The organism is Haloferula sp. (genome assembly GCF_049672945.1).
Taxonomy (GTDB): domain Bacteria; phylum Verrucomicrobiota; class Verrucomicrobiia; order Verrucomicrobiales; family Akkermansiaceae; genus Haloferula.
On the sequence record NZ_JBATWY010000008.1, the window covers coordinates 20,731 to 46,707 of the forward strand.

Below are 25,977 nucleotides of genomic sequence, written 5' to 3' on the forward strand. Positions count from 1 at the left end.
TTAATTCGAAACCCCTTCGAGCTGCTCCCCGCGATGTCGCTGATAGGCTTCGATAATCCGGCCGACCACCGGATGCCTGACCACATCCTCACCACTGAAACGAACAAAGCCAATGCCATCGACACCATCCAAAGCTCGTTCAGCCTCTGTTAGACCCGAGCGCACATTGGCTTTCAAATCGACCTGGGAAGCATCCCCCGTCACCACCATCCGTGAGTCCTCGCCGAGCCGCGTCAGCGCCATGAACATCTGTTCGCGCGTCGTGTTCTGCGCTTCATCGAGGATCACGAACGAGCGTGCCAAGGTGCGTCCGCGCATGAAGGCCAGCGGGGCGATCTCGATGGTGCCATCCTCCAGATAGCGCTCCCCTTCTTCCGCACCGATCATGTCGTGAATCGCGTCGTAGAGCGGACGCAGGTAGGGCGCGACCTTCTCGCGCAGGTCCCCTGGCAAAAACCCGAGTGCCTCGCCCGCTTCGACAGCCGGCCGGGTCAGCACCACCCGATGGATCTGCTTGGCCTTGAGCATCGCCAGCCCCATCGCCATCGCCAGGTAGGTTTTTCCGGTGCCCGCCGGACCGAGCCCGAAGCAGACATCATTCTTCTCGATCTGCTGAAGGTATTCCAACTGCCGTGGCGTCTTGGGCACCACCGGCCGCCGCCCGCGAAATCCGAGCAGCCGGACTTCGGAAAGCTCGGCCACCCCGGTTTCGCCGCCCTTGGCCGCCACATCGACCGCCAGCCGGAAATCCCGCGCCGCGATCTCCGCGCCCCCGCGCTTGGCACTTTCAAGATCCGCAAACACCCGCTGAGCGGCCTCCACCGCCTCCTTCGCCCCGACGATCAAAATCCAGCCATCCCGAGTGACCGTCCGAACCTCCAGGCGCTCTTCAAGGTAGCCCAACTCCCGCGTGTCATTCGCAAACAGCGATTGCAGGAAGGGCGCGGTCTCATACTCGAGTTTCAGCTCGATTTCATCGGCACTCACAAAGCGGGTCTAAACGCCGGACCGGCCCGGTGACAGCTCGAAAATCCATGTTTTCGCTTGCCATCACCCCTCGGTGTATTTTTTCAAACGCGCGGACGTTTTGTTGTCGCTATTTCGTCCGAAAACCTAGTTCTACCCTATCATGATCGAAGTCGAAAACCTGACCAAGAAGTTCGGCAGCAAAACTGCCGTCGATCACCTCACCTTTTCCGTCAAAAAGGGCGAAGTCCTCGGATTCCTCGGGCCAAACGGCGCCGGCAAGTCGACGACGATGCGAATGGTCACCGGATTCCTGCCTCCGACTCACGGTGAAATCCGCATCTGCGGCATCTCCGTCACCGACAATCCCAAGGAAGCCAAACAGCACATCGGCTACCTGCCGGAATCGGCCCCGCTCTACAACGACATGACCGTCACCGGCTTCCTCAAATTCGGCGCCGAAATCCGCGGCCTGTCCGGTTCCGCCCGAAAGGAAGCCGTCGAGAAAGCCATCGAAACCTGCTTCCTGCAAAGCGTCGCCCATCAGTCAATCGACACCCTTTCCAAAGGCTACCGCCATCGCACCTGCCTCGCCCAGTCGCTGCTGCACGACCCCGAGGTGCTGATCCTCGACGAACCGACCGACGGCCTCGATCCGAACCAGAAGCACGAAGTGCGGCAACTGATCAGCCGTCTCGGTGAAACCAAGGCGATCCTCTTCTCGACCCACATCCTCGAGGAGGTCGAAGCCGCCTGCACCCGCGCGGTGATTGTCGATCAGGGCCGGATCGTGGTCGACGGCACTCCGGCCGAGCTACTCGCCAAATCCGGCACCGGTTCTCTAACCGACCTGTTCCGCGACCTCACCACCGGCGACGCCGAAGCCGCCGCCTGATCCTGACTTTCCGACCTTCGACTTTCAGACCTTTAGATCCCATTTCCCATGAACCACGTCTGGACCATCTACAAACGCGAGCTGAGCAGCTACTTCAGTCAGCCGATCGCCTACGCCATCATCGTCATCTTCCTGCTGCTCTCGATGGTGCTCACCTTCACCCTCGGCAGCTTCATTGAAGTCGGCGACGCCTCGCTCAGTTACTCCTTCTTCACCTACCTGCCCTTCGTGCTGATGGTGCTTGTTCCCGCCGTCGGCATGCGCCTTTGGTCGGAAGAACTCCGCAGCGGCACCATCGAACTGGTCGGCACCTACCCGATCTCGCTGTGGTCGGTGATCGCCGGCAAGTTCCTCGCTGCCGCCACCGTCTGGCTGCTTGCCATCGCCCTGACTTTCCCGATCTGGTTGACCGTCAACTGGCTCGGCTCGCCCGACAATCTGGCCATCTTTTCCGGCTACATCGGAGCCTTCCTGCTGGCCTGCACCTTCCTCGCGATCACCTTGCTGGTCTCCGCCTTCACCCGCGATCAAGTGGTCTGCCTGATCGTTTCCTCGGCCATCTGCATCGCCATGGTGCTCGCCACCTTCGAGCCTTTCGTCCGCCAGTATGCGAAGATCTTCTCGCCGGAAGTCAAGGACGCCATCACATCGCTCGGCGTCTGGGATCACTTCCTGTCACTCGCCCGCGGCGCTTTTCGGGTTCAGGACATGATCTGGTTCGCCTCGATCATCATCGCCTCCCTCCTCGGCACCAGCGCCATCCTCTCGGCCAAACGCGCCTAACCCTCACAGATCATTTCAAACCTTTGCGAACTTGGCGTCTTGGCGTTTCAAAATCTCAATAACCATAGTTCATTTAGACCATGAGTAAGGAAGGAAAATCCATCCACCCCGTCACCCGCGCGGTGCTCGCCATCGTCGCCCTGATCATCATCGTCGTTGCCGGCAACATGCTCGTTTCCAGCCTCGGTGTCGGCCACAAGGCCATCGACCTCACCGAAGACAAAATCCACTCGCTGTCACCAGGCACCGAATCGATCCTCGGGGAACTCGCCGCCCCGGTGGTGATTCGCTACTATGCGACTCGTAGCACCGACTACATGCCCGAGGATCTGAAACTCCACATGCGCCGTGTCGACGACCTTCTCGCCGAATACGAGAGCCTCTCGGACGGCAAGCTCCAGATCGAGAACCTCGACCCCGAGCCCGACACCGATGAGGAAGATGCCGCCAATCTCGACGGCATTGCCGGCCAAAGCATCAACAACGAGAACCTCTACTTCGGCCTCGCCATCTCATGCCTTGACCGCACTGCGAAGATCCCCTTCCTCAACCCGAACGATGAGACGATGCTCGAGTATCAGATTTCCCGAGCCATCGCCGAAGTCAGCGCGACCCGCAAGCCAACCATTGGCTTCATGTCCGCCCTGCCGGTCGCCGGTGGCCCGGCCACCATGCCCGGTCAGCCCGGTGCTCAGCCGTGGATCATCTACAACCAGCTCAAGCAGTCCTACGAACTTGAAGATCTGACCATGACCCCCGAGGCAATCGACTCGGAAAAGTACAATGTCGTGCTGCTACTTCATCCCGCCGGCATCACGCCTGAGGCGGAGTTTGCACTCGATCAGTACATTCTCAAGGGAGGCACCGTCATTGCCTGCGTCGATCCCTTCTCGGTCGCCGCCCAGATGAGCAATCCCGGCAATCCGATGATGGGCCAGCAGGGCGCTCCAACCTCTTCCGATCTGCCGACCCTGATGAAATCGTGGGGCGTGACGATGCCAACCAACCAAACGGTTGGTGACGCCAAATACCAGACCACCATGCAGGGTGGTCGCGCCGCGCTCGCCGTGCTGACCATTCCCCAGGAAGGCATGCCGCAGAAGGACAGCGTGGTCACCAAGGACCTCACCAGCGTCACCCTCTTCCTTCCCGGAGGCATGACCAAGGACGGTGGTGCCGGCGTGGCGATCGACCCCCTGATCCAGTCGTCCGGCAAAGCGGCGCTGATCGACAACGGCCCCGCCTCCCGCCTCGACCCCTCGCTTGTCACCAGCTTCCGCCCGGAAGGAAAGAAGTATGACCTCGCGCTTCATCTTCACGGATCCTTCAAGACCGCCTTCCCCGACGGGAAACCAGGCGAGGAAAGCGCCGAAGAGGAGACCTCTGAAGAACAGGAGAATGGCACTGAGAAAGAAGAAACACCGAAAAGTGATCACCTCACCGAAGCCAGCGCTCCGGGCAACGTGTTCATTATTTCAGACGTCGATGCCTTTTTCGACAACTTCGCCTACTCAGCCCAGCGCCTTGGCAACATGCAGATCGTCAACCCGATCAACGGCAACTCGAGCCTGCTCTTCAACCTGATCGATCAGGCCGCCTCGTCGACCCATCTGATCGGCTCGCGCAGCCGCGCCGCGACCAGCCGCCCCTTCACCGTCTTCCAGGAACTCGAAGCCGCCGCCAATCAGGAAGTCGGCGCCAAGATCCTCGAGTATGAAGACGAGGCCCAGAAGGCCCAGCAACGCCTTCAGGAACTGCAGTCGCAGAAAGCCCAGGGCAGCGAACTTTATCTCAGCCCCGAGCAGGAAGCAGAAATCCGCAATCTGCGTCAGCAGCAGGTCGATGCCCGCAAGCAGATCCGCGAACTCCAGAAGGAGCTGCGACGCGACAAGGACGCCATTGCCGGCAAGATCATCCTCTACAACATCGTCGGCGTGCCGGCGATCGTCATCCTCGTGGGCCTCGGCCTGTTCACCGCCCGCCGCGTCAAGACCCGCGCCCGCTGATTCCCAAAATTCCCAACACATCCGACCATGAGCAAACGACAAGTCATCGTCCTCTGGGCCATCGCCCTTCTTCTCGTCGTCTCCCTGATCGCCGTCAAATCCTCGAAAAATGATGGCTTCCGAAGCGCCACCGAGCGCTCGCGCGGAGACACCCTGATCGCCGACCTCGAACCGGCCGAAGTTGCCAAGCTTGAGATCACCAGCGGCGATACCCGCACCGTCGCCACCAAGAAGGATGGCAACTGGGTCATCGCCAACCGCGACGACTACCCTGCCGACGCCGCGGCGATCAATGAACTACTACGAACCCTTGACGAGGTGAAGGTCACCCAGGGCATCGAAGCCGACCCCTCTTTCGCCCCGCGCTTCGGCATGGATCCCAAAGCCACCGAAGACAGCGACAAGGGCACTGGAGTCACGCTGATGAACGACGCCGGCACGGAACTCGTTCACCTGACCTTTGGAAAAAATCTCGAAGGAGAAGCCAACCCGATGAGCCCCTTCGGTGGCGGCGGCGGTTCGACGGGACGCTTTGTCCTCAATCATGCCGACGACTCAGGCGTTTACATCACCAGTGAACTCTTCCCAACGCTCGACGCCAACGCCAGCTCGTGGCTCGACGAAGAATTCGTCAAGATCGCGAGGATCAAATCGATCAGCGTTAGCGAAGCCGGCGAGTTCGACAACATCGCCTGGAAGCTGACCCGCGATGACGACACCAACGACTTCGTTCTCGAAGACAAAAAGGACAGCGAGGAAATCGACAACACGGCGCTTGGCCCTTATAAGAACCTCCTGTCGTATGCCCGCTTCGAGGACGTCATTCCGACCGCCGAGATCGAAGCCACCTGGCAGGCCGATCAGGAGCAGACCGCAGTGATCGAAACCTTCGACGGCTTCACCTACACGATCAAGTTTGCGCCAGCGAAGGACGATTCCGAAAGCTACCTGATGAGCATCCAGGTCGATGCCAAGCTCGCCACCGAGCGCACCAAGGCCGAAGACGAAACAGAGGAGGCCGCCAAGACCGCTGACGAAGCCTTTGCCGCCAATAAGAAGACCCTCGAAAAGAAACTTGCGGCAGAAAAGAAACTCGAGGGCCGGACTTACAAGGTCACCAGCTACACCGTCGATTCACTGACCAAGAAGCGCGCCGACTTCATCAAGGATCCGAATGCCGCGCCGCCGGCCGCCGGTCCTCAGGGCCAGATGGGCATGCCACCGGGATTCAATCCCGGACAGGCCCGCCCGCGGGTTCAGGCGGTCACGCCCCCGGTGGCCATCCCGCCAAGACCCGAAGGGGAGTAAGGGCGGTCCCGCCCTGTCGAGCCACCACAGCGGCCAGCTCTCGAACTTGGCAGCGACCGGACGAGTCGGGATTCCGCTACTTGCGCAATCCCGTTTCGTCCCTACAATCACGGCCATGGTTCGACCGATCGATACCCCTGCCAATGATCACTACGACGTGGTGGTTCTGGGAGGGGCCTTCTCCGGCAGCGCATTGTCACTGCTGTTGAAGAGAGAGCGTCCGGACCTCCGCATTTTGATCATCGAAAAATCGACCGCCTTCGACCGCAAGGTCGGCGAGTCGACTTCGGAAGTCGCCGGTTGCTTCCTGACCCGGGTGCTCGGGCTCGGCAGTCACCTCGCCGGCCGCCATTTTCAGAAGCACGGACTGCGACTGTGGTTCAATGAACCCGGCAACGAATGTCCGAGCCGCTGCTCGGAAATCGGTCCCTTCTCCCAGGCACGCTTCCCCACCTTTCAACTCGACCGCGAGATCCTCGATCAGCACATGCTCGATCAGAGCACCAAGGAGGGCTGTGAGCTCGCCCGACCAGCCACGGTCAAGTCCTTCGAACTCGATGGCGTCGGCAAGAACCGCGTCACTTACAAACAGGATGGCGAAACGCGTACGGTTACTGCCGAATGGGTTGCGGACTGCTCGGGCAAGGCCGCTTTGGTGGCACGCCAACGCAAGACCCTTCACCCACTCGGAGACCACCCGGTTCATTCGATGTGGGTGCGCTTTCGCAATGCCCGCTGTCTCGACTCACACGAGGCCAGAACCATGGCAAAGGGACTCCAAGGCGGACCCTTTGTCGCCCGCGGAAGCGCCACCAACCACCTGATGGGTCACGGCTGGTGGAGCTGGATCATCCCGCTCTCAAATGGCGATTTCTCCGCCGGAGTCACCTGGGACGAACGCCTTTTCACGCCGCCCTCCGATGGCTCGGTCGGCCACCGGCTCAAGGAGCATCTGCTCAGCCATCCGATCGGCAAGCTGATGTTCGAGGACGCCGAACCGATTGAAAACGACGCACGCATCTACAAGAACCTCCCCTACTACTCCTCTGAGGTTTGTGGCGACGGCTGGATCAGCATGGGTGACGCGGCGGGATTCATGGATCCACTCTACTCGCAGGGACTCGACTACTGCGCTCATGGTACTTACGCCGCCCACCGGATCATTCTTAGTTCGCTCAATGGCAACTGCGTCAAGGAACGCGTCGTCGCCCACGACAAACAGTACCGGCAGTCCTACATGCGCTGGTTCAAATCGCTTTACCTGAACAAATATCAGTACCTCGGAGATTCCGAGCTGATGCGGGCCGCCTTCCTCCTCGACCTCTCGACTTACTTCGTCGGACCCGTTCAACTCGTTTACAAATACACCGACAAGGAGTTTTCCCAGATGCCCTACTTCGGGCCCATCGGTGGAGGCTTCGCCAAGTTCATGGCCTTTTACAACAAGCGGCTCGAGGTCATCGCCCGCAAGCGCCTGGCCAACGGAACCTACGGCAGACACAATCTCGATCACCCCTACTTCATCAGGAAGTCCTTCGAGGGCAGTCCGCTGGCCTTGGGCCACCTGATTCGTGGTGCCCGAACCTGGCTCAAACTGGAAATCCAGAATGCCTTCACCCGCCCGTCCCCGAATTTCGCCGACCCGGCACCTCGGACAGGGAAGACCCCGGTCGACGGCAAATCCATGCCCAGCAAGGGCTCCGTGGCCACTTTGGAGGAATCCGAGGCCGTAATTGGGGTGGCTAAATAATCAATTGTCCTAAAGTAATTTTTTTGATATTCATTGGCGCACGGAAAGAAATGCCCGTCCTTCGGCTGTTTTTCTCTGCTTCACCCCACGACTCGCCATGAGAATCAAACCCGCCCTTTTCCTGACAGCTGCCATCACGCTCACCGGTGCTCATGCCACCGAAAGGGGCATCGTCGACTGCACCCAAATTGCCGCTCGCACCCTGGCGACGGCCGAACGCGCTTCAGTAGACCCGGTCGAACTGCTCAACCTCATTGATCGCGAAGTTTCCGCCAGCCCCGGCTGCGCCTGTGAAATTGTCAAAGCCGCCATCATCGGCACCGGCTGCGACGACGCGATCGTCGGCTACATCGTCGAAACTGCGGTTCGGGCCTCACCGGAAAACATGAGAATGATCGCCCAGTGTGCCATCGCCACCGCTCCTGACTCGATCGTCCGCGTGCAGGAAGTCATGGGCCGTCTGGATCCGGGCGCTGGAGAAGGTCGAAGTGCGAAGAGCGCAAAGAGTGCGAAGGACGCGAAAGGCCTCGAGGTCAAACCGGCGGCCACCCCTCCCGATCCGCTGGACATTCCGATCATCACGATTCCTCCGATCCCTCCAATCGTTAATCCTCCTCCCTCCACGAGAACCAACTTCCAGGACAACTCCGTCCCTGCTCCGTGAACTGAGGCTCGGCCGAAGAAAATTTTCCAACCGGAGCGAGGCCACTCGCTCCGGTTTTTTTGTATCCTCTCATCGGCCTTTGCCCCGAATACCCGGCAACAGCAGGATCGAAACGACCATCGAAATCAGAATGCCCAAAACGGCCACCTTACCCAGGCTGGCGAGGGCATCATTCGAAGCGAAGGCCAGTGATCCGAAGCCGATCGCGGTGGACGTTCCACAAAACAGCACCGCCTTGCCGGTCCCGTTCCAAACCACCTTGAGGTCTCCGCCCGTCCGCCGCACGGCCAACAGGATGTGAATCGTGTAATCGAGACCCGTACCTAACAACAAGGGGGTCGCGGCGATGTTGAGAAAGTTCCATTCGATGCCTGTCAGACGCATCGAAGCGAGCAGCAGGCCGCCACTGAGAAGCATCGCACCCAACGCGAGCGACACATCTTTAACATTCCTGAAAACCAGTGACAGCATCACCACCATCAGCCCGGCCATCGGCAGAAACACATCGGTGAGGTCTTTTTTGACCAGCGGCAACACCGCCGGCTTCAGCAGCGTCCAGCCTGCGAGATGGATGCCCTCCGAACTGAACCTCCTCAGGCTGGCAAAGTCTTCCGCAGAAAGATCCTCGGGTTGAGAAAGTTCCACACTTCCGAGCAGGGTCCCTCCCTCTTCGTTCTTCGACACAAAGCCTCGGAGGACTTCAGCCGCTGCCTCATCGGCGGGCACCGTGGATGGATCCATCGCCAGCACGCGGGGTAGAGCCTCGATCACCGATTTCCCCAAAGCCACGCCCTCTTCGGAAAAGCCGACCTCTTCTGCCACAGCGAGAATACGGTCGCGGCTCTTCGCCAGCACTTCGAGCGAATTCCGATTCATCGCCACCCGTTCCGGAGACGGCCACCATCCCGACGGCAAGTCGATCCGTTGGACAAGATCCGGCCGTTCGGCTTGCAACACTTCCAGCCGCTTCCCGGCCTCGATCACCCGCGCCGCCACTTCTTCATCACTGCCACCCTCAATCACCAGCTTCAGCGAGGGAGTTTGCCACGCCGGAAAGTGTTTCTGGATCGCTTCAAAGGCTGCCATCGCCGTGCTATCCCGTGGCCTCAACAAGCCCCGGTCAAACTCCACACCCGGCAGCCCCTTGAATCCAAGCACGCCCGCCACCAGCAGCGCGAAGCCCACCGTCAAGCCAAGCGCTCCATTCCGACCGGGCACCCACGAAGCCTTGTGGGAATTCGAAGGCCGTCCAGCCCCTCGCCACGCCACCCACGGCACATAAAAATTCAGCATCAGCACCGCCCCCGCAATCACCCCAAAGGCCACAATCGTTCCCAATTGGGCAATCCCGGGTAGACCACTCAGATTCAGTGCGAAAAACACCGCCGCCGTCGTCGCCGCCGCCCAGCCGATCGAACGGGTCGTCGCGCGGCGGATTGCTCTTTCATCGTGACCCGCCAGCTTGGCCTCCTGACAAATCAGCACCCCATAGTCCACTGCCAGACCGATCAGGATCGCGGCAAACCCGGCCGACATGATACTAAGCTCCTCGTAGTACCACCCGGCCAGCCCCAGCGCCGTCAGGAAAACCATTCCGATCACCCCAGCCATTCCCAACAGCAGACCAAGCCGACGCTGCATCAGCAGGAACATCAGCGCAATCATCGTCGAGGTCACCCCGACGGTCTTGGTCATGTCGCGTTCCATCGCCGATCCGATTTCCGCCTGAAAGGCCGGCTCACCCGTCCAGCCGAGTTTCAGTCCCTTCTCCTCGGCCCAGGGGTCGGCCACCGCCCGGACTTTCCCGATCCAAGCCTCAGCTTCCTTGTAACCCGGCAGGGGCTCGGGTGCATCGACGAAGAACAGATGCGCCGTCCCACCAGCACTTTCAAATCCCTCTCCCCCTTCCTCAGCCGATTCAAACATGGCTGCCATCGAGGGATGCGAAAGGAAACCCAGCGGATCATGAGCAGAGATCATCATCTCTCCCCCGTCCAACGAAGTCGCCACCCGCTCCATCGCCTCAAGCATCGTCGCCTCCACCTCCACTTCGGAGAGCGAATCCACCAACGCTACCGCATCCTTCGATTCTCCGTTCAGCCAGAGCCAAGCCAAAAGCTCCGCCATCCCCTCCGGCCGATCCATCCATCTCGGCTTCCAGCGCGCGCCCTTCGCCACGCCCGCCTCCTTCAACAAGCCCGCCAATTCCTCGGCCGCCTCACCCAGTGGCTCCGATGACTCGCCATCCGCCTCGATCAACACCACCAGCTCCTCGTCCAGCGAGAACACCTCGTAGTAGGACTTGAGCCCCACCACCTCGGGCATCTCGCCCGGAAGGATCTCGAGAATGTTCGTATTGAAGCGGATTCGCCCAAGACCCAATCCGGCCACTGCCACCATCAACAGGAGAACTGCCTGCTTCCACCACTTCCGCATGCCGCAATCCTGCCGCCAGGCTCCCACGATTCCCAATCTCAAATCTCACATTCTGCTTGGCAAATCTCCGATTCCACGCGGACTTGGTCCATGCGCCTCCTCGCCTGCCTGCTCATCGCCCTCAATCCGGTCTCTGCCGCCGAGCTCGATACGGCCCCGCTCGAGGCCTGGTTGGCCAAGCAGGGTAACGTCCAATCCCTCGAAGCCGACTTCGTTCAAGAGCGTACCCTTCCCGCTCTGAGGAATCCGGTCACCACCCCCGGCAGCTTTTCCATGCAGCGCCCGGGCAAGATGCGCTGGGAACTCGGCGAGCCGGTCAAAACACTCGCCGTCTCCGATGGCACCACCATGACCCTCGTCGATGTCGACAAAAAGCGTGCCCGTCAGATTCCTTCCGACTCCGATCGAGCGAAGCCTTTCACCCTGCTCGCCGACGGCGCCCTCAATGGCAATCTCGAAGATTTCAAGAAGACCTTCGAACTCATCGAATCCCGGGTCACCAACGGCATCTATCAGCTCACCGCCCGCCCCCGCGAACGCAAGCTGCGCGGCAATGTCCAGTGGGTCTTCCTCGATATCGACCCAAAGACCGATCTCCTCCGCGCCATGGAAATCCGTCTCGATGACAAGTCCAGCATCCGCACCATTTTCTCAAATTCCCGGATCAATCCCACGATTCCCGCCGATCGATTCACCACCGATCTAACAGGCTACAAGGTTCAGTAAAGGAGCTCCATCGCACCCCAAGGCGACTTTCAGCCGCCCTTCCAAACAAGAAGCCTGAGTCCATTGACCCGCTTGAACTCGCCGGTATTCGCTGTGACGAGCGTGGCATCGAGGCTCCTGGATTGCGCAGCGATAAGAAGATCGAGCGGGCCGATCGACTTACCCCTTGCTTCAAGCGCAGCACGAATCTCGGCGTAGTGAAGGGCAGCAGCGAGATCGAAGTCTGCGAGATGGAAGAGACGAAGGAACGCCTCCAGTCGCGCGGCATGTTGGGGGTGAGTTTTGAGATTCTTCTTCACCCCGGTCCAGAGTTCCGCCGCGACGATGACGGGAATGCCCGTAAGAGCCGGATCGGGTAGCTTCTCAAGGCCCGACTTGTTGCGCAGAACCGGAATACAGGCGCTGGAATCCAGAAGAAATTTCGGCTTCACGGGGCGAGCCGATTAGAGTTCTGGGATCGGCCGCTCATGCTCGCTCGGCCGGGGCGGTGGTGCGGGAAAGTCCTCCTCATCCGGAAACTTTCCCGCAAGGTGGGCGGCGATCTCAGTGAAGCTGCGGAACTTCGGAACCGGCACGGGTTTTAGAACCACCTCATCCCCATGCTTTTCAATAAGCACTTCCGTACCATCGAAGCGAAAGGCCTTCGGAAGGCGGACCGCCTGACTTCCTCCATGCTGAAAGATCTTCGCCGTTTTCATAGATACGTTTTGTATCTACAAAATGGAGATGTCAATGTACAATTGAACCAAGAGAGCCGGCATTTCATTGGCTTCTAAAGCCTAGCTCACGGCAGCAAAGGCGGCTCGCCAATACAGACCGCCCCTCCAACCTATGATCGAGAGTCCTCACGGAGCCTGAGCAAAAGGATTCGCAGTGCTTCTCGTATCAAGCTCGCGCGGCATCCACTTCCACGGATCCACTCCCTTCTCACCGAACACCGCGAGACCAATGACCCCGACGTTGCGAGCATTTCCATGGCGCTGGTTCGCATAGGATCCTCCCACATCCGAAAACTCGAACTGGGCCACCGAATCCCAACCCGTTCTCCAGCCTTTCACCTCAAGGGTATCGCCCGGAGCAATGACATAACCACGCTTCGAGAACGATGCTGACTTGCCATCGATCACATCAAGACCGTCAACACTCAGCACCACCTCCACGCGACTGCGGCATCGGTTCTTCAACACCAGCGAATACGCTGAACCTCCAGATCCGACAACGAAGCGCTTCTCTCTCGATTTGTATGCAGGCAGGTAACCAAAGCCACCCTTGATCCCCCACTCCACCAGACCTCCCGCAGCCGTCTGAAGCCCCTCGACCTTGGACTTGTAGCCGGTCATGGCGTTCACCCCCTCACGGTCATTGTAGTAGATCCTATCCGTTCCCTTCGGCTTCGATGAATCTCTAACAAACGACTGCTTGTGCCACTCTTCCCTCACTTGCTTGCCAAATCCCGTCGCCAAACCCGGACGCTCTTCGGCGGGCTTGGGTTCACGAAGCGATTCTACCGGTGCCGACGCTCCACTCAGTGGTATCGGAGTATCACTCCGGGCTTCGACGTAGTTTCCACTTGAATCAAAAGGACCCGTCCCGCCAGGCCCCGCGCATCCACTCAGCCAAAGCACCGAGGCCAGACCCAATAGAATCCCTGTGACACTCCAAGACCTGTTTTTCTCATCTCCATGCTTCATACTGCTGGAAATCCAGCACTAAGCCTGCATCCCGTCAACTCCTTTATGCTGTTTTTTCAGCATTTTAATTGCAGCTTTTCCAGCACTCGCTAATCTCTCGGCATGAGTGAAAAGCCCGCCAGCGCCCTTGCCCGCCGTGAGCGCCAGGTCATGGACATCCTCTACCGTTTGGGGGAAGCCTCGGCTCAGCAGATCCTTGAGGCGATGCCCGACCCTCCCAGCTACTCGGCTGTGCGCGCCCTCCTCGCGACAATGATCGAGAAGAAACTTCTCAACCATCGGAAGCTTTCGCGACGCTATCTTTATCGTCCGGCGATTTCTGAAACCAAAGCCAAGCGCTCCGCCTTGAAACAACTGATCACCACCTTCTTCGATGGCCGACCTGAGAATCTGGTCGCCTCATTGCTCGATCCCGGTGATCAGAAACTGGAAAAGGACGAGATCGATCGCATCCGGCAGTTGATCGATGAGTCCGAAAAGTAATTCGCCCCATTGCCATGCCGATTACCGCCCTGATCTTCACACTGATTGCCTCACTTCTGGTGTGGCTTGGCGGACGGCATGATACGACGCGGGCGCACCGGTTGACCGCTGTTGTGATCAGTCTCTTGCTCGCCTACCCCCTGCTCACTCTGCTGCCGAAGCTCTCGCTTCTTCCGGCGGCCCGCTCTACCTCGGATGCCACTGTTGATAGTGCTGCCTTTCTCCAATGGATCTGGCTTGCAGGAGCTATTCTCCTCTCGATCCGCGTCCTTGTCGCCACTCTTGGCTTGGAACGCTGGAGAAGCCAATCTGAGCCGATTGAGCAAGTTCCTCTCGGTCGTCGTCAGGTCGAAATTCGATCGCTTTCCACCCTTCACAGTCCTGTGGCAGCTGGCGTGTTGCGGCCGGTGGTATTCGTACCGGAAGACTGGAACTCATGGCGAGCCGAGGTCCGCGAAATGGTCCTGGCTCACGAACTCGCCCATCACCGCCGCTTCGACCCCTTGTGGCGTTCGCTCGGTGCCCTCGCCTGCGCCCTCCATTGGTTCAATCCACTGGTCTGGTGGCTGGTGCGCCATCATGCCACTCAGGCGGAGTTCGCCTGCGATGCGATGGTGATCCGAAATGGTGTCAAGGCACGCTCATACGCCACACTTCTCTGTGACCTCGCCTCATCCCAGCCCTCTCCACTGCCAGCCGTCGCGATGTCAGAGCGTTCCTCACTCGCCCGCCGCGTGACTCGTTTGATGAATCCCGTCGGAACGATCTCGCCAGCAATCTCCGCCGCGATGATCAGCATCGTCATGATCACAGCCGTCATCATGGCCGTGATCAAACGCGCCGAACCAGCCCCGTCCGCAGTTCCCGCCTTGGAGGTCCAGACACGACTCAGCGCGAACCCCTTTCCCGGAAATCCCTAGGACACTATTTGTTGGGAACCATCGCGTAGAGCCCGGTGGTCATGCAGTAAGCCGCATCGGCACGCATCTCCTTGCGGCCGTGACCCTCGCCCCATGAATCAGTATAAATGATCATCGGGGCATCGGGATCCGAGAAATTATAACCAATGATCAGGCGCATGTGTCCGCCGAAACTCTGCGGCAGGTCGCCCTCCTTGAACATGCCCAGAAAAAGCGTCCAGCAGAGCGGGATCCCCTGATCAACATACTCCTTTATCTTGCGATTAAAGTGATCGTAGCGGTTCTGCCGTTGCTTCACGCTACGAAAGGTATCCGGATCCGCCTTCATCCAGAAATAGGCCGGATTGGCGTAGAACGCATCAAGATCGATGTCGTAAATCCATTTGTCAGCCTTCTTTGCTTCGCGGTTGTAGTTCTTCAGATCGCGCTCGAACTGGCGGTTGTCGTACTCAATCAGCTTCAAGGTCCGCACATGAATCCGACCGGTGATTTTTTGAAAAGCCTTTTCCATCACATCGGCGTTCGTGCCGTTCTCGGTGGTGTCGGCAAGCTGTGCCATCTCATGCTGGTCCATCTCAAGCCCGTAGTAGCGTCCGACGCGCTCGATCGATGCCACCACACAATACCCCTTTTCACCCTGATCCACCATCGGCACACCGTCGATCATGACATTGCCTTTGTCGTCGTTCACGACGTTGTCAGCCAGACTCCTTCGCTTTGCGACTCCTGTTGATTGGTTCTTTGCGGCGGAAATCGAGGCCAATCTCAGACGGATGAACTCGGGACGTTTCTCGGAACGGTTGATGCTGGATTCAAGCAGCGCCGCCGTATCCCCCTTGCGCCACATCCAGCCCTCAACGGCCACTGCGCCCTTGGAGTTCCGCTCCGTCGATTCCACCTTCAGGTGGTCGTCCAAGCCCTGCTTCCATTCCTCAATCCGGGTGTTGAAGGTCGACACCGGCAGGTTGCCATTATCGCCACGATTGTAGAGGGAAACCGAAATCGAAGAGATTGTTCCGTCGTCCGCACGAATCACCACTTCACCCGCCTCCTTGCCGAGGAATTCGAAACTCCCCGGCCGGGCGCACAGTCCTTCTTTCCTCGATGAAAGCCATTCGAATCCATCGGACCGACCCGGGCCCAGGGAGAATCCCTCACTCTCGAGTTTCTTCCTGAGTTCTGCGGGGATCTCGGCTTGATCCTCCACCCTCTCTTCCGGTCCCTTGATGTCTACCAAGGTCTTCTCCCAAATCTGCTCATCAAAAATAATGCCATCCAAGGTCGGCACTTTCTTCTCGTCTTCCTCCGTGGCGGTGCCGCGAAGAACCATCGCTCCGAAAATAAGGTGCAAGAGGATTGTTTTGCGCATTACCAACGGTAAGCCATGGCTCACATATCTGTCGACCCTCCTTTCTGTCTCCAATCCCACGGCAGCGTGGAGATTGATCGGAAAAGCGAGTAACCACTTCAAGCAGAGGGAAGAAATCGTCCCGACAGGCACCCTCCAGCTCCAGGGAAACTTCAGTCAATTCTCGACCCTTTGCCGATGCGATCAAGCAGCCGCGGATCCGTAAGCAGCGAAAGAAACGGCAGCGGATCGATGTCTTGCTCCAAAAGGTATTCCGTCAGCTCCTTGCGGACGATCTCCTGAAGCATTTCCGTCTCCCACGGCTTGGCGATGAAGTGATCGAGCCCGCCAGTATTGATCGCGAGGATCGTATCCTGTTGGTCGGCCTGACCCGTCACAAGGACTTTGCGGATGCCTTGGTGGTTTTGCTCGGACTCGAGCTGGACGAGAAAATCGACACCGCTCGTGCCCGGCAATCGATGGTCGCAAAGAATCACGCCGAGCAGGTCCCCGTCGTCTTCGATCGACTGGATCACCTCACGGGCGTCTTCGACATCTTCGGCGACCTCGATTCTGAAGAGTTCGGCAAAGGGTTCAAGATCACGGCTGATGGCCTGACGAACCTCGGGTTCGTCATCGAGGGAAAGAATGGTGATGCGGTTCATGGCAATGCGGTGGGTTCGGGTTCTGGTGGTTTTTCAGGAAGATCAACGGTGAAGACCGTCCGTCCGGATTTCGACTCAAAAAAGATGTCACCTCCATGCTGGCGGATGATGTTCCGGGATATGGGTAGACCGAGACCGAGGCCGAATTCGACACGCCCACTGCGGGTTGTGAAGCGCGCCTCAAAGAGGTGCGGCTTGGCTTCTTCCGGAACACCCACGCCGTTGTCTTCGACTTCGACTCGCTGCCAACCCGGACGCGGTGAACTTGAAGTGATCTTGATTCGACCCGGATCCCCCACCGCCTGGACAGCATTTGAAATGAGATTAGTCCACACCTGCTGCAGTTGCGATGGATTCGCCTCAATCGCGGGTAGTTCAGCAAAATGCTTCTCCAAATCGATGTCCCTGAGACGGTTCGAAAGGATCAGCAGCACATCTTCGAGGGTCGCATTGAGATCCGTCGGCACCATCTCGTGTTGGTCGGCACGAGCGTAGACCTTCAGACTGCGAACCAAGGTCGCCACGCGACTCGAACAATTCGAAATGTTGCGCAGCGAACTGCCGATCTGACCGGAATGAACGAGCTGACGAATGAGCATTTCATCGGACACCTTGTTTCCGATCTTCTGATAGTGCTTGAAGTCCTTCTTGCTCTCCACCCCGGCTGAAACGAGTCGCATCGCCTGATTGGAGTCGATGCCGAGCTCTTGGGCGAGTTGGTTGCGCAGTCGGCGCTCCTCCCTCGTCGAACGAGGCGGGAGCTTTTTGGCCGCGGGAATGGCTTCAACGGCGACTTTGAGGTCAGGGGTCGTCGCCACCAGCCCATTGATGTCCTGTTCGAGATGGTCGGCAGCATTGAGGATGGCGCCGATCGGATTGTTCAACTCGTGGGCCATGCCCGCGGCAAGATTTCCGAGGGTTGCCATTTTCGTCGTGTCGACCAGGCGTTCCTGAGTGGCCCGAAGCTCTGCAAGCGTCGCCTCGAGTTCGTCCCGTTGATCCGCCAGACGATGGTTGAGCTTGCGCACCTGCACCAAAAGCTGCGAGGAGCGGCGGTTCCGCCGGGCCATCGAACGAAGGATGACCGTGATCAGATAATTCGACAGACCCGGACTCCGATGAATCGCGTCTTGAACCTGTGCCCGACTCAGTACCAGTGCCGTCGTTTCGGTCACCGCACGGCAGGAGAAGAAGACCGGACTTTGGAGAGAAAGCGACATCAGGCCGACGATACGTCCGGCGCTTTCCGAGTGGAACGTGACATCGTCTCCCTCAATCGTTCGATAGAGTTTCACCCGGCCACTGAGAATGATCCAAATCGTGCCAGGCTCATCTCCTTCCTCAACGATGACCTCAGACGGCGCGTAACGACGGCGGTCCGGATGATCGAGAAGTCGGTCGAACTCGTCGATCATCTCCGCTTCGATCCGGTCATCACTCATGCCATCGACGGCGATGACCGAACGTTCGACTTCACCGAGTCGCTTGTTCAAATGCTGCAGATTATCGCGAGCAGAGGAAAAGGCGCCGGCCAGCGCACGGAGATCGAGCAGCGGATGAAGATTGTCGATCAGATGAGGGGCGCTATGAACGACGAAATCCGTCAGCAGGTTGCGAAGCAGACGTTTGAGAGACTCCTCGTCGAAGTTCGGATCGAGCCGCCCATGCAGAGCTCCGCGCTGAAGCAACATGTCAGCTTCACCCGTTTCATTGGCAAATGCCAACAACACCTTCCGGCTGCTGCGAAGCGGAGGAGCATCCTGCAACTGGCGCAGGAGCTCGATCCCATCGAGATCATCAAGATCGATGCCGGCGAAAATAAGCGGCAAGTCGCCATTCTCGGCCATGACGGCCCCTGCTCGATTGGCCAGATCCTCACCGCTCAAGAAACTTTCGACCTCAAGCTCACCCGGTACCGCCTCGTCAAAGGCCTCCTGCAGACGCGTGGCAACCGTCGGATCGCGATGGGCACATAGTATGAGACTGGGCATGGGATCCTATCCTGAAGGGTTGCTCTCCGACTAACCCAGCCCCGCCATTTTCAAAAGGATCGGCAGGCACAAATAGGTCAGCCCCATGCCGATCACCGCAATGATCGAGCCGGAAAGCACCATTTGCTTGGTGTTGAAGGACCCGGCACTGTAGGCAATGGCGTTCGGCGGCGTACTGATGGGAAGCGCCATGGCCATCGAGGCGCCAAGGGCGACGAAAATCAGGATGGCGACGGCATCGCCTCCGGTGGCTGCGGCCACGGCGACGGCAATCGGAGCCAGCAGGTTGGTCGCGGCACTGTTCGAGATGAAAGTACTCATCAACAAGGCCGTGGCACAGATGGCAATGCCAAGGATCCCTGCACTCAGCGCATTCCAGTCAATCAAGCCGACAATCCACGAATCGAAGCCCGTTGAGGACACCCCTTTCCCAAGAGCAATGCCCCCTGCCACCAGCCACAGCACATCCCAATCCAGTGAACGGAATTCCTTGGCTCCCACGACCCCCGTTGCCAGCAGGATGGCCACCGGGAACATGCCGACGACGTAGGAGTTGATGCCGTGAAGGGATCCGGTCATCCACATCAGGATCGTGAAAATCGCTGTCGCATAGTAGATCGTCGCTTTGGATGACTTCACCCATTTGACGTTCATGTCGATCTCGATCGATTTCTTGGAAGCCGGAAACATCAGAAGGATCAGCAGCCAGGCGAGGACCAGCAGGATCATCGCAATGGGAACGGCAAAGAGCATCCACTGAAGGAAAGAGCATTGCCCGATGGGAGCCCCGGTCTCGGGATTGATCTTTCCCAAGGCTCCGAGAACGATCGCATTCGGAGGCGTTCCGATCGGCGTTCCGATGCCACCAATATTCGCGGCAAACGGAATGCCAAGGGCAAGTCCGATACGGAATTTGTCCGAGACCTCCAGGCGATGGATGATCGGAATCACCACCGCCATGATGGTCGCCGTGGTCGCAGTATTGCTCATCCACATGGAAAGCACTCCGGTAATGAGCATCAGCCCAAGCAGCACCCGTGATGGCTTGCTCCCGAAAGGCTTCAACATGATCGCGGCAAGGTTCTTATCGACTCCGTACTTCGCCGCACCGAATGCCAGAAAGAATCCCCCGAGGAAAAGAATCAGCACGTTGCTGGCAAGGGTGTTGAAATAGTCGGCATAGGAAGGAGGACTCGCTCCAGTGAATCCCTCAGCCAAGCCCCATGCCCAACCGAGTTGAGCCGATACATCACTCAGAAAGAGAATCAGCAGCAGGATCACGCAGGCCGATGTCGCAAAGAGAGGAATCCCTTCGCTGACCCAGAGAATCACAGCGAAGAGGAAGATGCCGAGAAGTCGATGTCCGGCCTCTGATAGTCCATCGATCTGGATGAAAAAGGGAATCAGAAAACCGACGAAAGCCAGAATGATAGAGAGGGTCTTGCCGGAGATCAGCGACTTGAATGCGTTCATTGGTCGCGCCTGCTCTACTCCCATCCGATCAACTCCAGCAAGAGATCAAGAGAATGTGCACAGCCATTCGGAACGGATGATCACCGCAGTCAACCGTCAGACAAAAAGTCTTTTCACCATATTGCCTCACTCATCACCCCTTCAAACAAGCTTGCCTCGTCAGCAATGCCCCAGCGATCAAGGGACTTGAGGACCTCGTCTATAGCGGGGATCAGCAGGTCTTCTTTCTCGATTTGAAGGAGATCCTGAGGAAACTCGCTCGGCGGCAGAACGAGACTTGAAACATGGAAACATGCCCACGCCCGCCACGAGCGCAGCTCGAATCGCTCTCCCCCAACCCGAGTCGCGAGATGCTGAAAGTGCCTCACCGGATTCCCGAGAAAGCCCGCTTCCATCCGATGTTCCAAGATCCATCGCAGCGCTCGATAGGGTAGCGGCCATTGCACAAGGATCCCTTCCTCCTCCTGCAGATCCACCGCCCAAGCCAGATTGAGCTGGAGAATCGCCTGCGCCGGCTTCCCGACAAGCCACAGGGACTGCGCATACTCAAGTGTCGCCAGATAAAAGGCCGCGCCTCGGTTTGCCCGATGAACCCGAGTCCACTCGTAGCTCAGAACTCGATCAACCATCGGCAAGTAGGGGCAGGCCGCGCGTTCCCACTGCCGACCGCTATTGAGTCGTTCATCCACTTCCTCACCATCGGAAGCGGAGATTTACTTTAAAAGCAAATTCACTTTCGATCGCGCCAAACCAGCGGTAGGCTTGCAAGTCGTTGAAAGTGAGGAACTTGCTCAACAAGAGCCCCAAATTATGTGCAAAATCGATGTTTTCTGAAACGTTGCTCAATCGTTACACGTTCTCTCCCAAGGTTTCCCGGACGATTTCACAAGCATGCACCTTCACCTCGTTTTTCCACTTCTTCTTGCGGCTCTTTGTCTGACTCAGTGCCGGAAGCCTGAGTCTGCCCAGACTCCGGGCGAATCCCCCGTCGCCGCTGAACTCCCATTGGAAACTGAAGACACCCTTGTTCCCGTATCCGTCCCTGAAGAGATCACCTTCAACGAACACATCCAACCCATCCTCTCGGAGTACTGCTACCACTGCCACGGACCCGACGAGAATACGCGACTGCCCGAGGACGAACCCTACCGTCTCGACATCGCGGAGGACGCCCTCGCTCCACGCGCGAATGGAAAACCTGCGATCATCAAGGGCGATCCCGGAGCATCCCTGCTCGTCAAACTGATCAACTCAAGCGATCCGCACATGATCATGCCTCCGCCAGAGTCGCACAAGGAACTTAAGCCGGAACAGATAGCGCTGTTGGAGGCATGGATCTCACAGGGTGCCGAGTATCAAGACCACTGGTCACTGATCCCGGTCGTAAGACCTCAGCTTCCTGATTCCGGAAAGAACTGGGCGGCTAGTCCCATCGATCCCTTCATTCATGCCAAGATCATCGCCGCCGACTTGGAACCCAATCCCCGGGAGGAACTCGCCCGCTTCTACCGTCGACTTCATCTCGACCTCACCGGACTGCCCCCAAGCCCTGAAGACATTGCCTCCTTCTCGTGGGACAAACTCGAAGACGAAGTCGACCGCCTGCTCGCCACCAGCGCCAGCGCCGAACACTTTGCCCGCTATTGGCTGGATGCCGCCCGCTACGCCGACACCCACGGCATCCATATCGACAACTACCGCGCGATCTGGCCTTACCGCGACTGGGTGATCAACGCCTTCAAAGCCAACATGCCTTGGGATCAATTCACCATCGAACAAATCGCCGGCGACATGCTGCCGGATGCCACGCTCGATCAGATTGTGGCGACCGGATTCAACCGTTGTCTTCCAACCACCGGGGAAGGCGGGGCGATCGCCGAAGAGTATCTTGCCATCTACGCCCAGGATCGTACTGATACCACCGCCGCCGTTTGGCTTGGCCTGACCGTTGGCTGCGCCGCCTGCCATGATCACAAGTTCGACCCGATCAGCCAGAAGGACACCTATTCGTTCAACGCCTTCTTCCGCAATACGCCGATGTCGGCGCTCGATGGCAACAATGCAGAACATCCTCCGAATGTCTTCGTTCCCCATCGCGAAGACCGCGCCCGCTGGACCTCTCTCGAGGCTGAAATCAAAGGCCTTGAAATGGAGCTCGCTGCTCGGAGAAAAGCAGCCGATCCCGAGTTCAAAAGCTGGCTCGCTTCAGCTACACTTGAAACGAAACCTGAAATCGATTCAACGCTCTCGGTTCATCTTCCGCTCAACGAAGACGATGGCGCCATCCGTGGTTTGGTCGATGGGGAACCCCAGCAGTGGCCGAGCGATCTGCCACGCATCGCCGCCCCCGCCGGCATGGCACCCGTGGTGAGCACTCACCCGGTCGAACTTGGCAATATCGCCTCGTTCTCACGTTCCGATGAAGTCACCTACGGTGGCTACATCCGCATCGAAGGCAAGCCAACCGGTGCGGTGATCGCCCGCATGGACCCGGGGGCCAGTTTCCGCGGCTGGGACATCTATCTTCAGGATGGAGCGCCAATCACCCACGTCATCGATAGCTGGGACAAGGCAGCCAACAAACTCGTCGCCAGAAAGCCACTCAAGCCCGGAACCTGGCACCACGTGATGTTCACCTTCAACGGCTCCAAATCGGGACATCAGGCCAGCACGCTGTTCATCGACGGCGAAAGGGCAGCCACCAAACTCGATCCCAACTCAGTCGGAGGCAGTATCGAGACCAAGGTCCCCCTGACACTGGGTTCCCGCCACAATAGCGGATCAAGACTCAGTGGTGGCGAAGTCGCCCTTCATGACTTCCGATTCTACCGCAGGGTGCTCAGCCCGAAGGAAATCAAGGCCGTCGCCGAAAAAGGTCGGGTTCAGGGAATCCTCAACACCCCGGCCGACAAGCGTAACAAAAACCAACTCAAGACAGCCTTCGAATACTATATTTCTAGTATCGATACACCTTCGCGGGAAATCCAGACCCGCCTCGACAAACTCAAGGGCGAGCAGCAAACAATGCGCAAACGCGGATCAGCCAGCCTGGTGATGCAGGAGAAGAAGGACAGCCCCGCCATTGCCCATATTCTCAACCGCGGCGTCTACTCCGACAAGGGCGAGGAAGTCATCGCCAACACCCCTTCAGCCCTCCCCCCCATGCCGGACGATGCGCCGCGCAACCGCCTTGGACTCGCCCGGTGGCTGGTCTCGCTGGACAATCCACTCACCGCACGGGTCACCATGAACCGCCTCTGGTATCAGTTCTTTGGCACCGGCATCGTCGAGACAACCGGTGACTTCGGCATCATGGGTGCCCGGCCAAGCCATCCGCAGCTGCTCGACTGGCTTGCTTCGGAATTCATGGACTCCGGATGGGATCACCGTCACATGGTGCGGACCATCGTCACCTCCGCCGCCTATCAACAGTCGGCGAAAATTTCTCCCGAGAAGCTCGAGGCGGATCCAAAGAATCGATTGATCTCCCGCGGACCGCGCTACCGTCTCGATGCCGAACAGATTCGCGACCTCGCCCTCGCCTCCTCTGATCTTCTATCCACTAAATTCGGCGGACCGCCTGCCAAACCCTATCAGCCGGAGGGCGTCTGGGAGGCCGTGGCGATGCCTCAGTCGAATACGCGGAACTACGTTCAGGGAAGCGGCGAGGATCTCTACCGCCGCTCGATCTACACCTTCTGGAAACGCACGGCCCCCCACCCTGCCATGGAGATCCTCAACGCACCAACCCGCGAAGTATTCTGCGTCGCTCGCGAACGCACCAACACCCCGCTTCAGGCATTCGTCACTCTCAACGATCCACAGTTCGTGGAAGCCTGCCGCCACCTCGCCGAACTCGCCATCAAAGAAGTCGATGAGACTGATTCCCGGATTGATTTCATCTCGAATCGTTTGATTGGACGCTCACTCGAGGATGACGAAATCGTCTTCGTCAAGGCGACCCTTGACGAGGCCCTATCTTCCTTCACGGCAGATCCGGCTTCCGCCAAATCCATGATCGCCACTGGTGAAACCAAAGCTGACGCCGAGGTCGACCCTGCCGAATTGGCCGCATGGACCTTGGTCACCAGCCAGCTCCTCAACCTCGATGAAACCCTGACCAAGTAAGTGCCATGATTTCCATCCCCGACTACAACGCCACCGTCAATCGCCGCCAGTTCTTCCGCAAGAACGGCACTGGACTCGGTGTTGCTGCCCTCTCCTCGCTACTGGGTAAATCCGGATTGGGAGCGGAAGGTTCATTGCCCGAGTCAGTGAGTCACTTCGCACCCAAGGCCAAGCGTGCCATTTACATCTCCCTCATCGGGGCACCTTCGCAACTTGACACCTTCGACTACAAACCTGAACTCCAAAAACGCTACAAGGAGGATCTCAAGGACTACCTCGCCAAGCAGGGCGAACGCCTCACCGGAATGACCTCTGGGCAAGCGCAGTTTCCACTCGCCCCCTCAATATTCAAATTCAGCCAATACGGTCAATCCGGTGCCTGGGTCTCGGAACTCCTGCCCCACACCGCCAAGATGGTCGATGACCTCTGCATTGTGAAATCGATGCACACCGAAGCGATCAATCACGAACCCGCCAACCAGCTCATCTACACCGGATCCATGCAATCGGGAAAAGCCTCGATGGGTTCCTGGATGTCCTACGGTCTCGGATCGATGAATGAAGATCTGCCTTCCTTCGTCGTCCTTCATGCCACCCACACCTCTCCCTATGCAAATGTTCAAGCGATCTCCGCGCGACTCTGGGGTGCCGGATTCCTCCCCGGTAAATACGCCGGCGTTCCCTTTAGATCGAAAGGGGATCCGGTCCTCTATCTGAAGGACACCGCTGGCGTCTCACGCGAACTCCGCCGCTCCATGCTCGATGGGCTCAACGCTCTTAACCGCAAGTCTTACGAGAACATCGGAGACCCGGAGATCCAAACCCGGATGCAGCAGTATGAGATGGCATTCCGCATGCAGGCCTCCGTGCCCGAACTCGCCGATATGTCGGACGAACCCGAGCACATCCATGAACTCTATGGCAAAGACAGCAAGGACCGTGGCACCTTTGCCAATTCCGCCGTGATGGCCCGCCGACTCCTTGAGCGTGGCACTCGTTTCGTTCAAATTTTCCACCGCGGCTGGGACCAGCACAACAACCTTCCGCGAGACCTCACCTCCCAGTGCAAGGACGTCGATCAAGGGTGCTATGCGCTCATTCAGGATCTCAAGCAGCGCGGGATGCTCGAAGACACACTTGTCATCTTCGGAGGTGAATTCGGCCGCACAGTCTACAGCCAAGGCGCCCTCACTGAGTCAAACTACGGTCGCGATCACCATCCCCGCTGCTTCTCGATGTGGATGGCCGGCGGTGGCATCAAAGGCGGGCAAGTCTATGGAGAAACAGACGAGATGGGCTACAACATCATCGAGAATCCGGTGCATATCCGTGACCTCCACGCAACCCTCCTCCACCAACTCGGACTGAGTCACGAGCGCCTCAGCTACAAGTTCCAAGGCCTTGACCAACGTCTCACCGGTGTCGAACCAGCCAAGGTCGTCACCGACATTCTCGCCTGACCCGAGCAGAGCCCGACAGAGGAGTAATCAATTCGGATTATCGTCCGGGTCGTTCGTCCAGACCACGGAGTTCTGGGGAACCTTAATATCTCCCGAAGTTGTGATCAGATCGGAAGCTGCGTAAGATTCCACATGGCCATCGACAAAAACAATCATTCCCTTGCCGTTGTAACGCCCAACAAAGGCCCTCGCATTCGCCTTCGGCGAGGCATCAAAACCACGCTGACCCGGCACGGACTTCTTGTCGCCCGGCATTCCCGCTTCGAGAAAGGCAACGGTCCGTG

22 protein-coding genes are annotated in these 25,977 nt (G+C 58.4%); 11 read left to right on the forward strand and 11 right to left on the reverse strand.

The genetic code is table 11. The annotated features are described in order from the left end of the window. On the reverse strand, positions 1–987 hold the full coding sequence (locus tag WBG04_RS00720) for a PhoH family protein (protein ID WP_424312412.1): 987 nt from the start codon (positions 985–987) through the stop codon (positions 1–3). Between the two features lie 142 nt (positions 988–1,129). Here WBG04_RS00720 and WBG04_RS00725 point away from each other — a divergent pair, with 142 nt between their 5' ends. The 6 genes from WBG04_RS00725 (at position 1,130) to WBG04_RS00750 (ending at position 8,372) form a co-directional block, all read left to right on the forward strand. Continuing rightward, on the forward strand, positions 1,130–1,861 hold the full coding sequence (locus WBG04_RS00725) for an ABC transporter ATP-binding protein (protein ID WP_424312413.1): 732 nt from the start codon (positions 1,130–1,132) through the stop codon (positions 1,859–1,861). A gap of 48 nt (positions 1,862–1,909) precedes the next feature. Continuing rightward, positions 1,910–2,644: an ABC transporter permease gene (locus tag WBG04_RS00730; RefSeq protein ID WP_424312414.1), complete on the forward strand. Its 735-nt coding sequence runs from the start codon at positions 1,910–1,912 to the stop codon at positions 2,642–2,644. Between the two features lie 80 nt (positions 2,645–2,724). Next, positions 2,725–4,650: a Gldg family protein gene (locus WBG04_RS00735; RefSeq protein WP_424312415.1), complete on the forward strand. Its 1,926-nt coding sequence runs from the start codon at positions 2,725–2,727 to the stop codon at positions 4,648–4,650. Positions 4,651–4,677: 27 nt separating this feature from the next. Beyond that, positions 4,678–5,958, forward strand: a complete 1,281-nt coding sequence (locus WBG04_RS00740) for a DUF4340 domain-containing protein (RefSeq protein WP_424312416.1) — start codon at positions 4,678–4,680, stop codon at positions 5,956–5,958. Between the two features lie 115 nt (positions 5,959–6,073). Continuing rightward, the gene (locus WBG04_RS00745) at positions 6,074–7,708 is read left to right on the forward strand and encodes an NAD(P)/FAD-dependent oxidoreductase (protein ID WP_424312417.1); all 1,635 of its coding nucleotides are present in this window, start codon (positions 6,074–6,076) and stop codon (positions 7,706–7,708) included. Between the two features lie 97 nt (positions 7,709–7,805). Next, the gene (locus WBG04_RS00750; protein WP_424312418.1) at positions 7,806–8,372 is read left to right on the forward strand and encodes a hypothetical protein; all 567 of its coding nucleotides are present in this window, start codon (positions 7,806–7,808) and stop codon (positions 8,370–8,372) included. A 69-nt stretch (positions 8,373–8,441) separates the two neighbouring features. Here the strand turns inward: WBG04_RS00750 and WBG04_RS00755 are convergent, their stop codons facing one another. Next, complete coding sequence (locus tag WBG04_RS00755; protein ID WP_424312419.1) at positions 8,442–10,808, reverse strand: MMPL family transporter; 2,367 nt, start codon at positions 10,806–10,808, stop codon at positions 8,442–8,444. Positions 10,809–10,898: 90 nt separating this feature from the next. Here WBG04_RS00755 and WBG04_RS00760 point away from each other — a divergent pair, with 90 nt between their 5' ends. After that, positions 10,899–11,534, forward strand: coding sequence for a LolA family protein (locus WBG04_RS00760; RefSeq protein WP_424312420.1), 636 nt, complete (start codon positions 10,899–10,901; stop codon positions 11,532–11,534). Positions 11,535–11,563: 29 nt separating this feature from the next. On the opposite strand, the gene WBG04_RS00765 is transcribed toward WBG04_RS00760, so the two are convergent. From WBG04_RS00765 to WBG04_RS00775, 3 genes are all read right to left on the reverse strand, one after another. Then, positions 11,564–11,965 carry a PIN domain-containing protein gene (locus WBG04_RS00765; RefSeq protein ID WP_424312421.1) on the reverse strand — a complete coding sequence of 134 codons (402 nt, stop codon included), beginning with the start codon at positions 11,963–11,965 and terminating at the stop codon, positions 11,564–11,566. Positions 11,966–11,977: 12 nt separating this feature from the next. After that, positions 11,978–12,232 (reverse strand): antitoxin, encoded by a 255-nt coding sequence (locus tag WBG04_RS00770; RefSeq protein WP_424312422.1) that lies wholly within the window; start codon positions 12,230–12,232, stop codon positions 11,978–11,980. 147 nt (positions 12,233–12,379) lie between these two features. After that, positions 12,380–13,225, reverse strand: coding sequence for a hypothetical protein (locus WBG04_RS00775; protein ID WP_424312424.1), 846 nt, complete (start codon positions 13,223–13,225; stop codon positions 12,380–12,382). 102 nt (positions 13,226–13,327) lie between these two features. Between WBG04_RS00775 and WBG04_RS00780 the strand changes: the two genes are divergently transcribed. Together WBG04_RS00780 and WBG04_RS00785 are read left to right on the forward strand one after the other, a co-directional pair. Next, positions 13,328–13,708 carry a BlaI/MecI/CopY family transcriptional regulator gene (locus tag WBG04_RS00780; protein ID WP_424312425.1) on the forward strand — a complete coding sequence of 127 codons (381 nt, stop codon included), beginning with the start codon at positions 13,328–13,330 and terminating at the stop codon, positions 13,706–13,708. 14 nt (positions 13,709–13,722) lie between these two features. Next, complete coding sequence (locus tag WBG04_RS00785) at positions 13,723–14,628, forward strand: M56 family metallopeptidase (protein ID WP_424312426.1); 906 nt, start codon at positions 13,723–13,725, stop codon at positions 14,626–14,628. Between the two features lie 4 nt (positions 14,629–14,632). Here the strand turns inward: WBG04_RS00785 and WBG04_RS00790 are convergent, their stop codons facing one another. The 5 genes from WBG04_RS00790 to WBG04_RS00810 all read right to left on the reverse strand — a co-directional run bounded on the left by WBG04_RS00790 (position 14,633) and on the right by WBG04_RS00810 (position 20,794). Continuing rightward, positions 14,633–15,979, reverse strand: coding sequence for a cysteine peptidase family C39 domain-containing protein (locus WBG04_RS00790; protein WP_424312427.1), 1,347 nt, complete (start codon positions 15,977–15,979; stop codon positions 14,633–14,635). A 170-nt stretch (positions 15,980–16,149) separates the two neighbouring features. Beyond that, positions 16,150–16,641 (reverse strand): response regulator, encoded by a 492-nt coding sequence (locus tag WBG04_RS00795; RefSeq protein ID WP_424312429.1) that lies wholly within the window; start codon positions 16,639–16,641, stop codon positions 16,150–16,152. Further along, positions 16,638–18,632: an ATP-binding protein gene (locus WBG04_RS00800; RefSeq protein WP_424312430.1), complete on the reverse strand. Its 1,995-nt coding sequence runs from the start codon at positions 18,630–18,632 to the stop codon at positions 16,638–16,640. The genes WBG04_RS00795 and WBG04_RS00800 overlap by 4 nt, the downstream gene beginning before the upstream one ends. 30 nt (positions 18,633–18,662) lie before the next feature. Continuing rightward, positions 18,663–20,105: an SLC13 family permease gene (locus WBG04_RS00805; RefSeq protein WP_424312431.1), complete on the reverse strand. Its 1,443-nt coding sequence runs from the start codon at positions 20,103–20,105 to the stop codon at positions 18,663–18,665. A 113-nt stretch (positions 20,106–20,218) separates the two neighbouring features. Next, positions 20,219–20,794, reverse strand: a complete 576-nt coding sequence (locus WBG04_RS00810) for a hypothetical protein (protein ID WP_424312432.1) — start codon at positions 20,792–20,794, stop codon at positions 20,219–20,221. 202 nt (positions 20,795–20,996) lie between these two features. Between WBG04_RS00810 and WBG04_RS00815 the strand changes: the two genes are divergently transcribed. After that, complete coding sequence (locus WBG04_RS00815) at positions 20,997–24,233, forward strand: DUF1553 domain-containing protein (RefSeq protein WP_424312433.1); 3,237 nt, start codon at positions 20,997–20,999, stop codon at positions 24,231–24,233. 5 nt (positions 24,234–24,238) lie between these two features. Beyond that, on the forward strand, positions 24,239–25,693 hold the full coding sequence (locus WBG04_RS00820; RefSeq protein WP_424312434.1) for a DUF1501 domain-containing protein: 1,455 nt from the start codon (positions 24,239–24,241) through the stop codon (positions 25,691–25,693). 27 nt (positions 25,694–25,720) lie between these two features. Here WBG04_RS00820 and WBG04_RS00825 read toward each other — a convergent pair. Continuing rightward, on the reverse strand, positions 25,721–25,977 hold a 257-nt coding region (locus WBG04_RS00825; RefSeq protein WP_424312435.1), incomplete at its 5' end, for a hypothetical protein.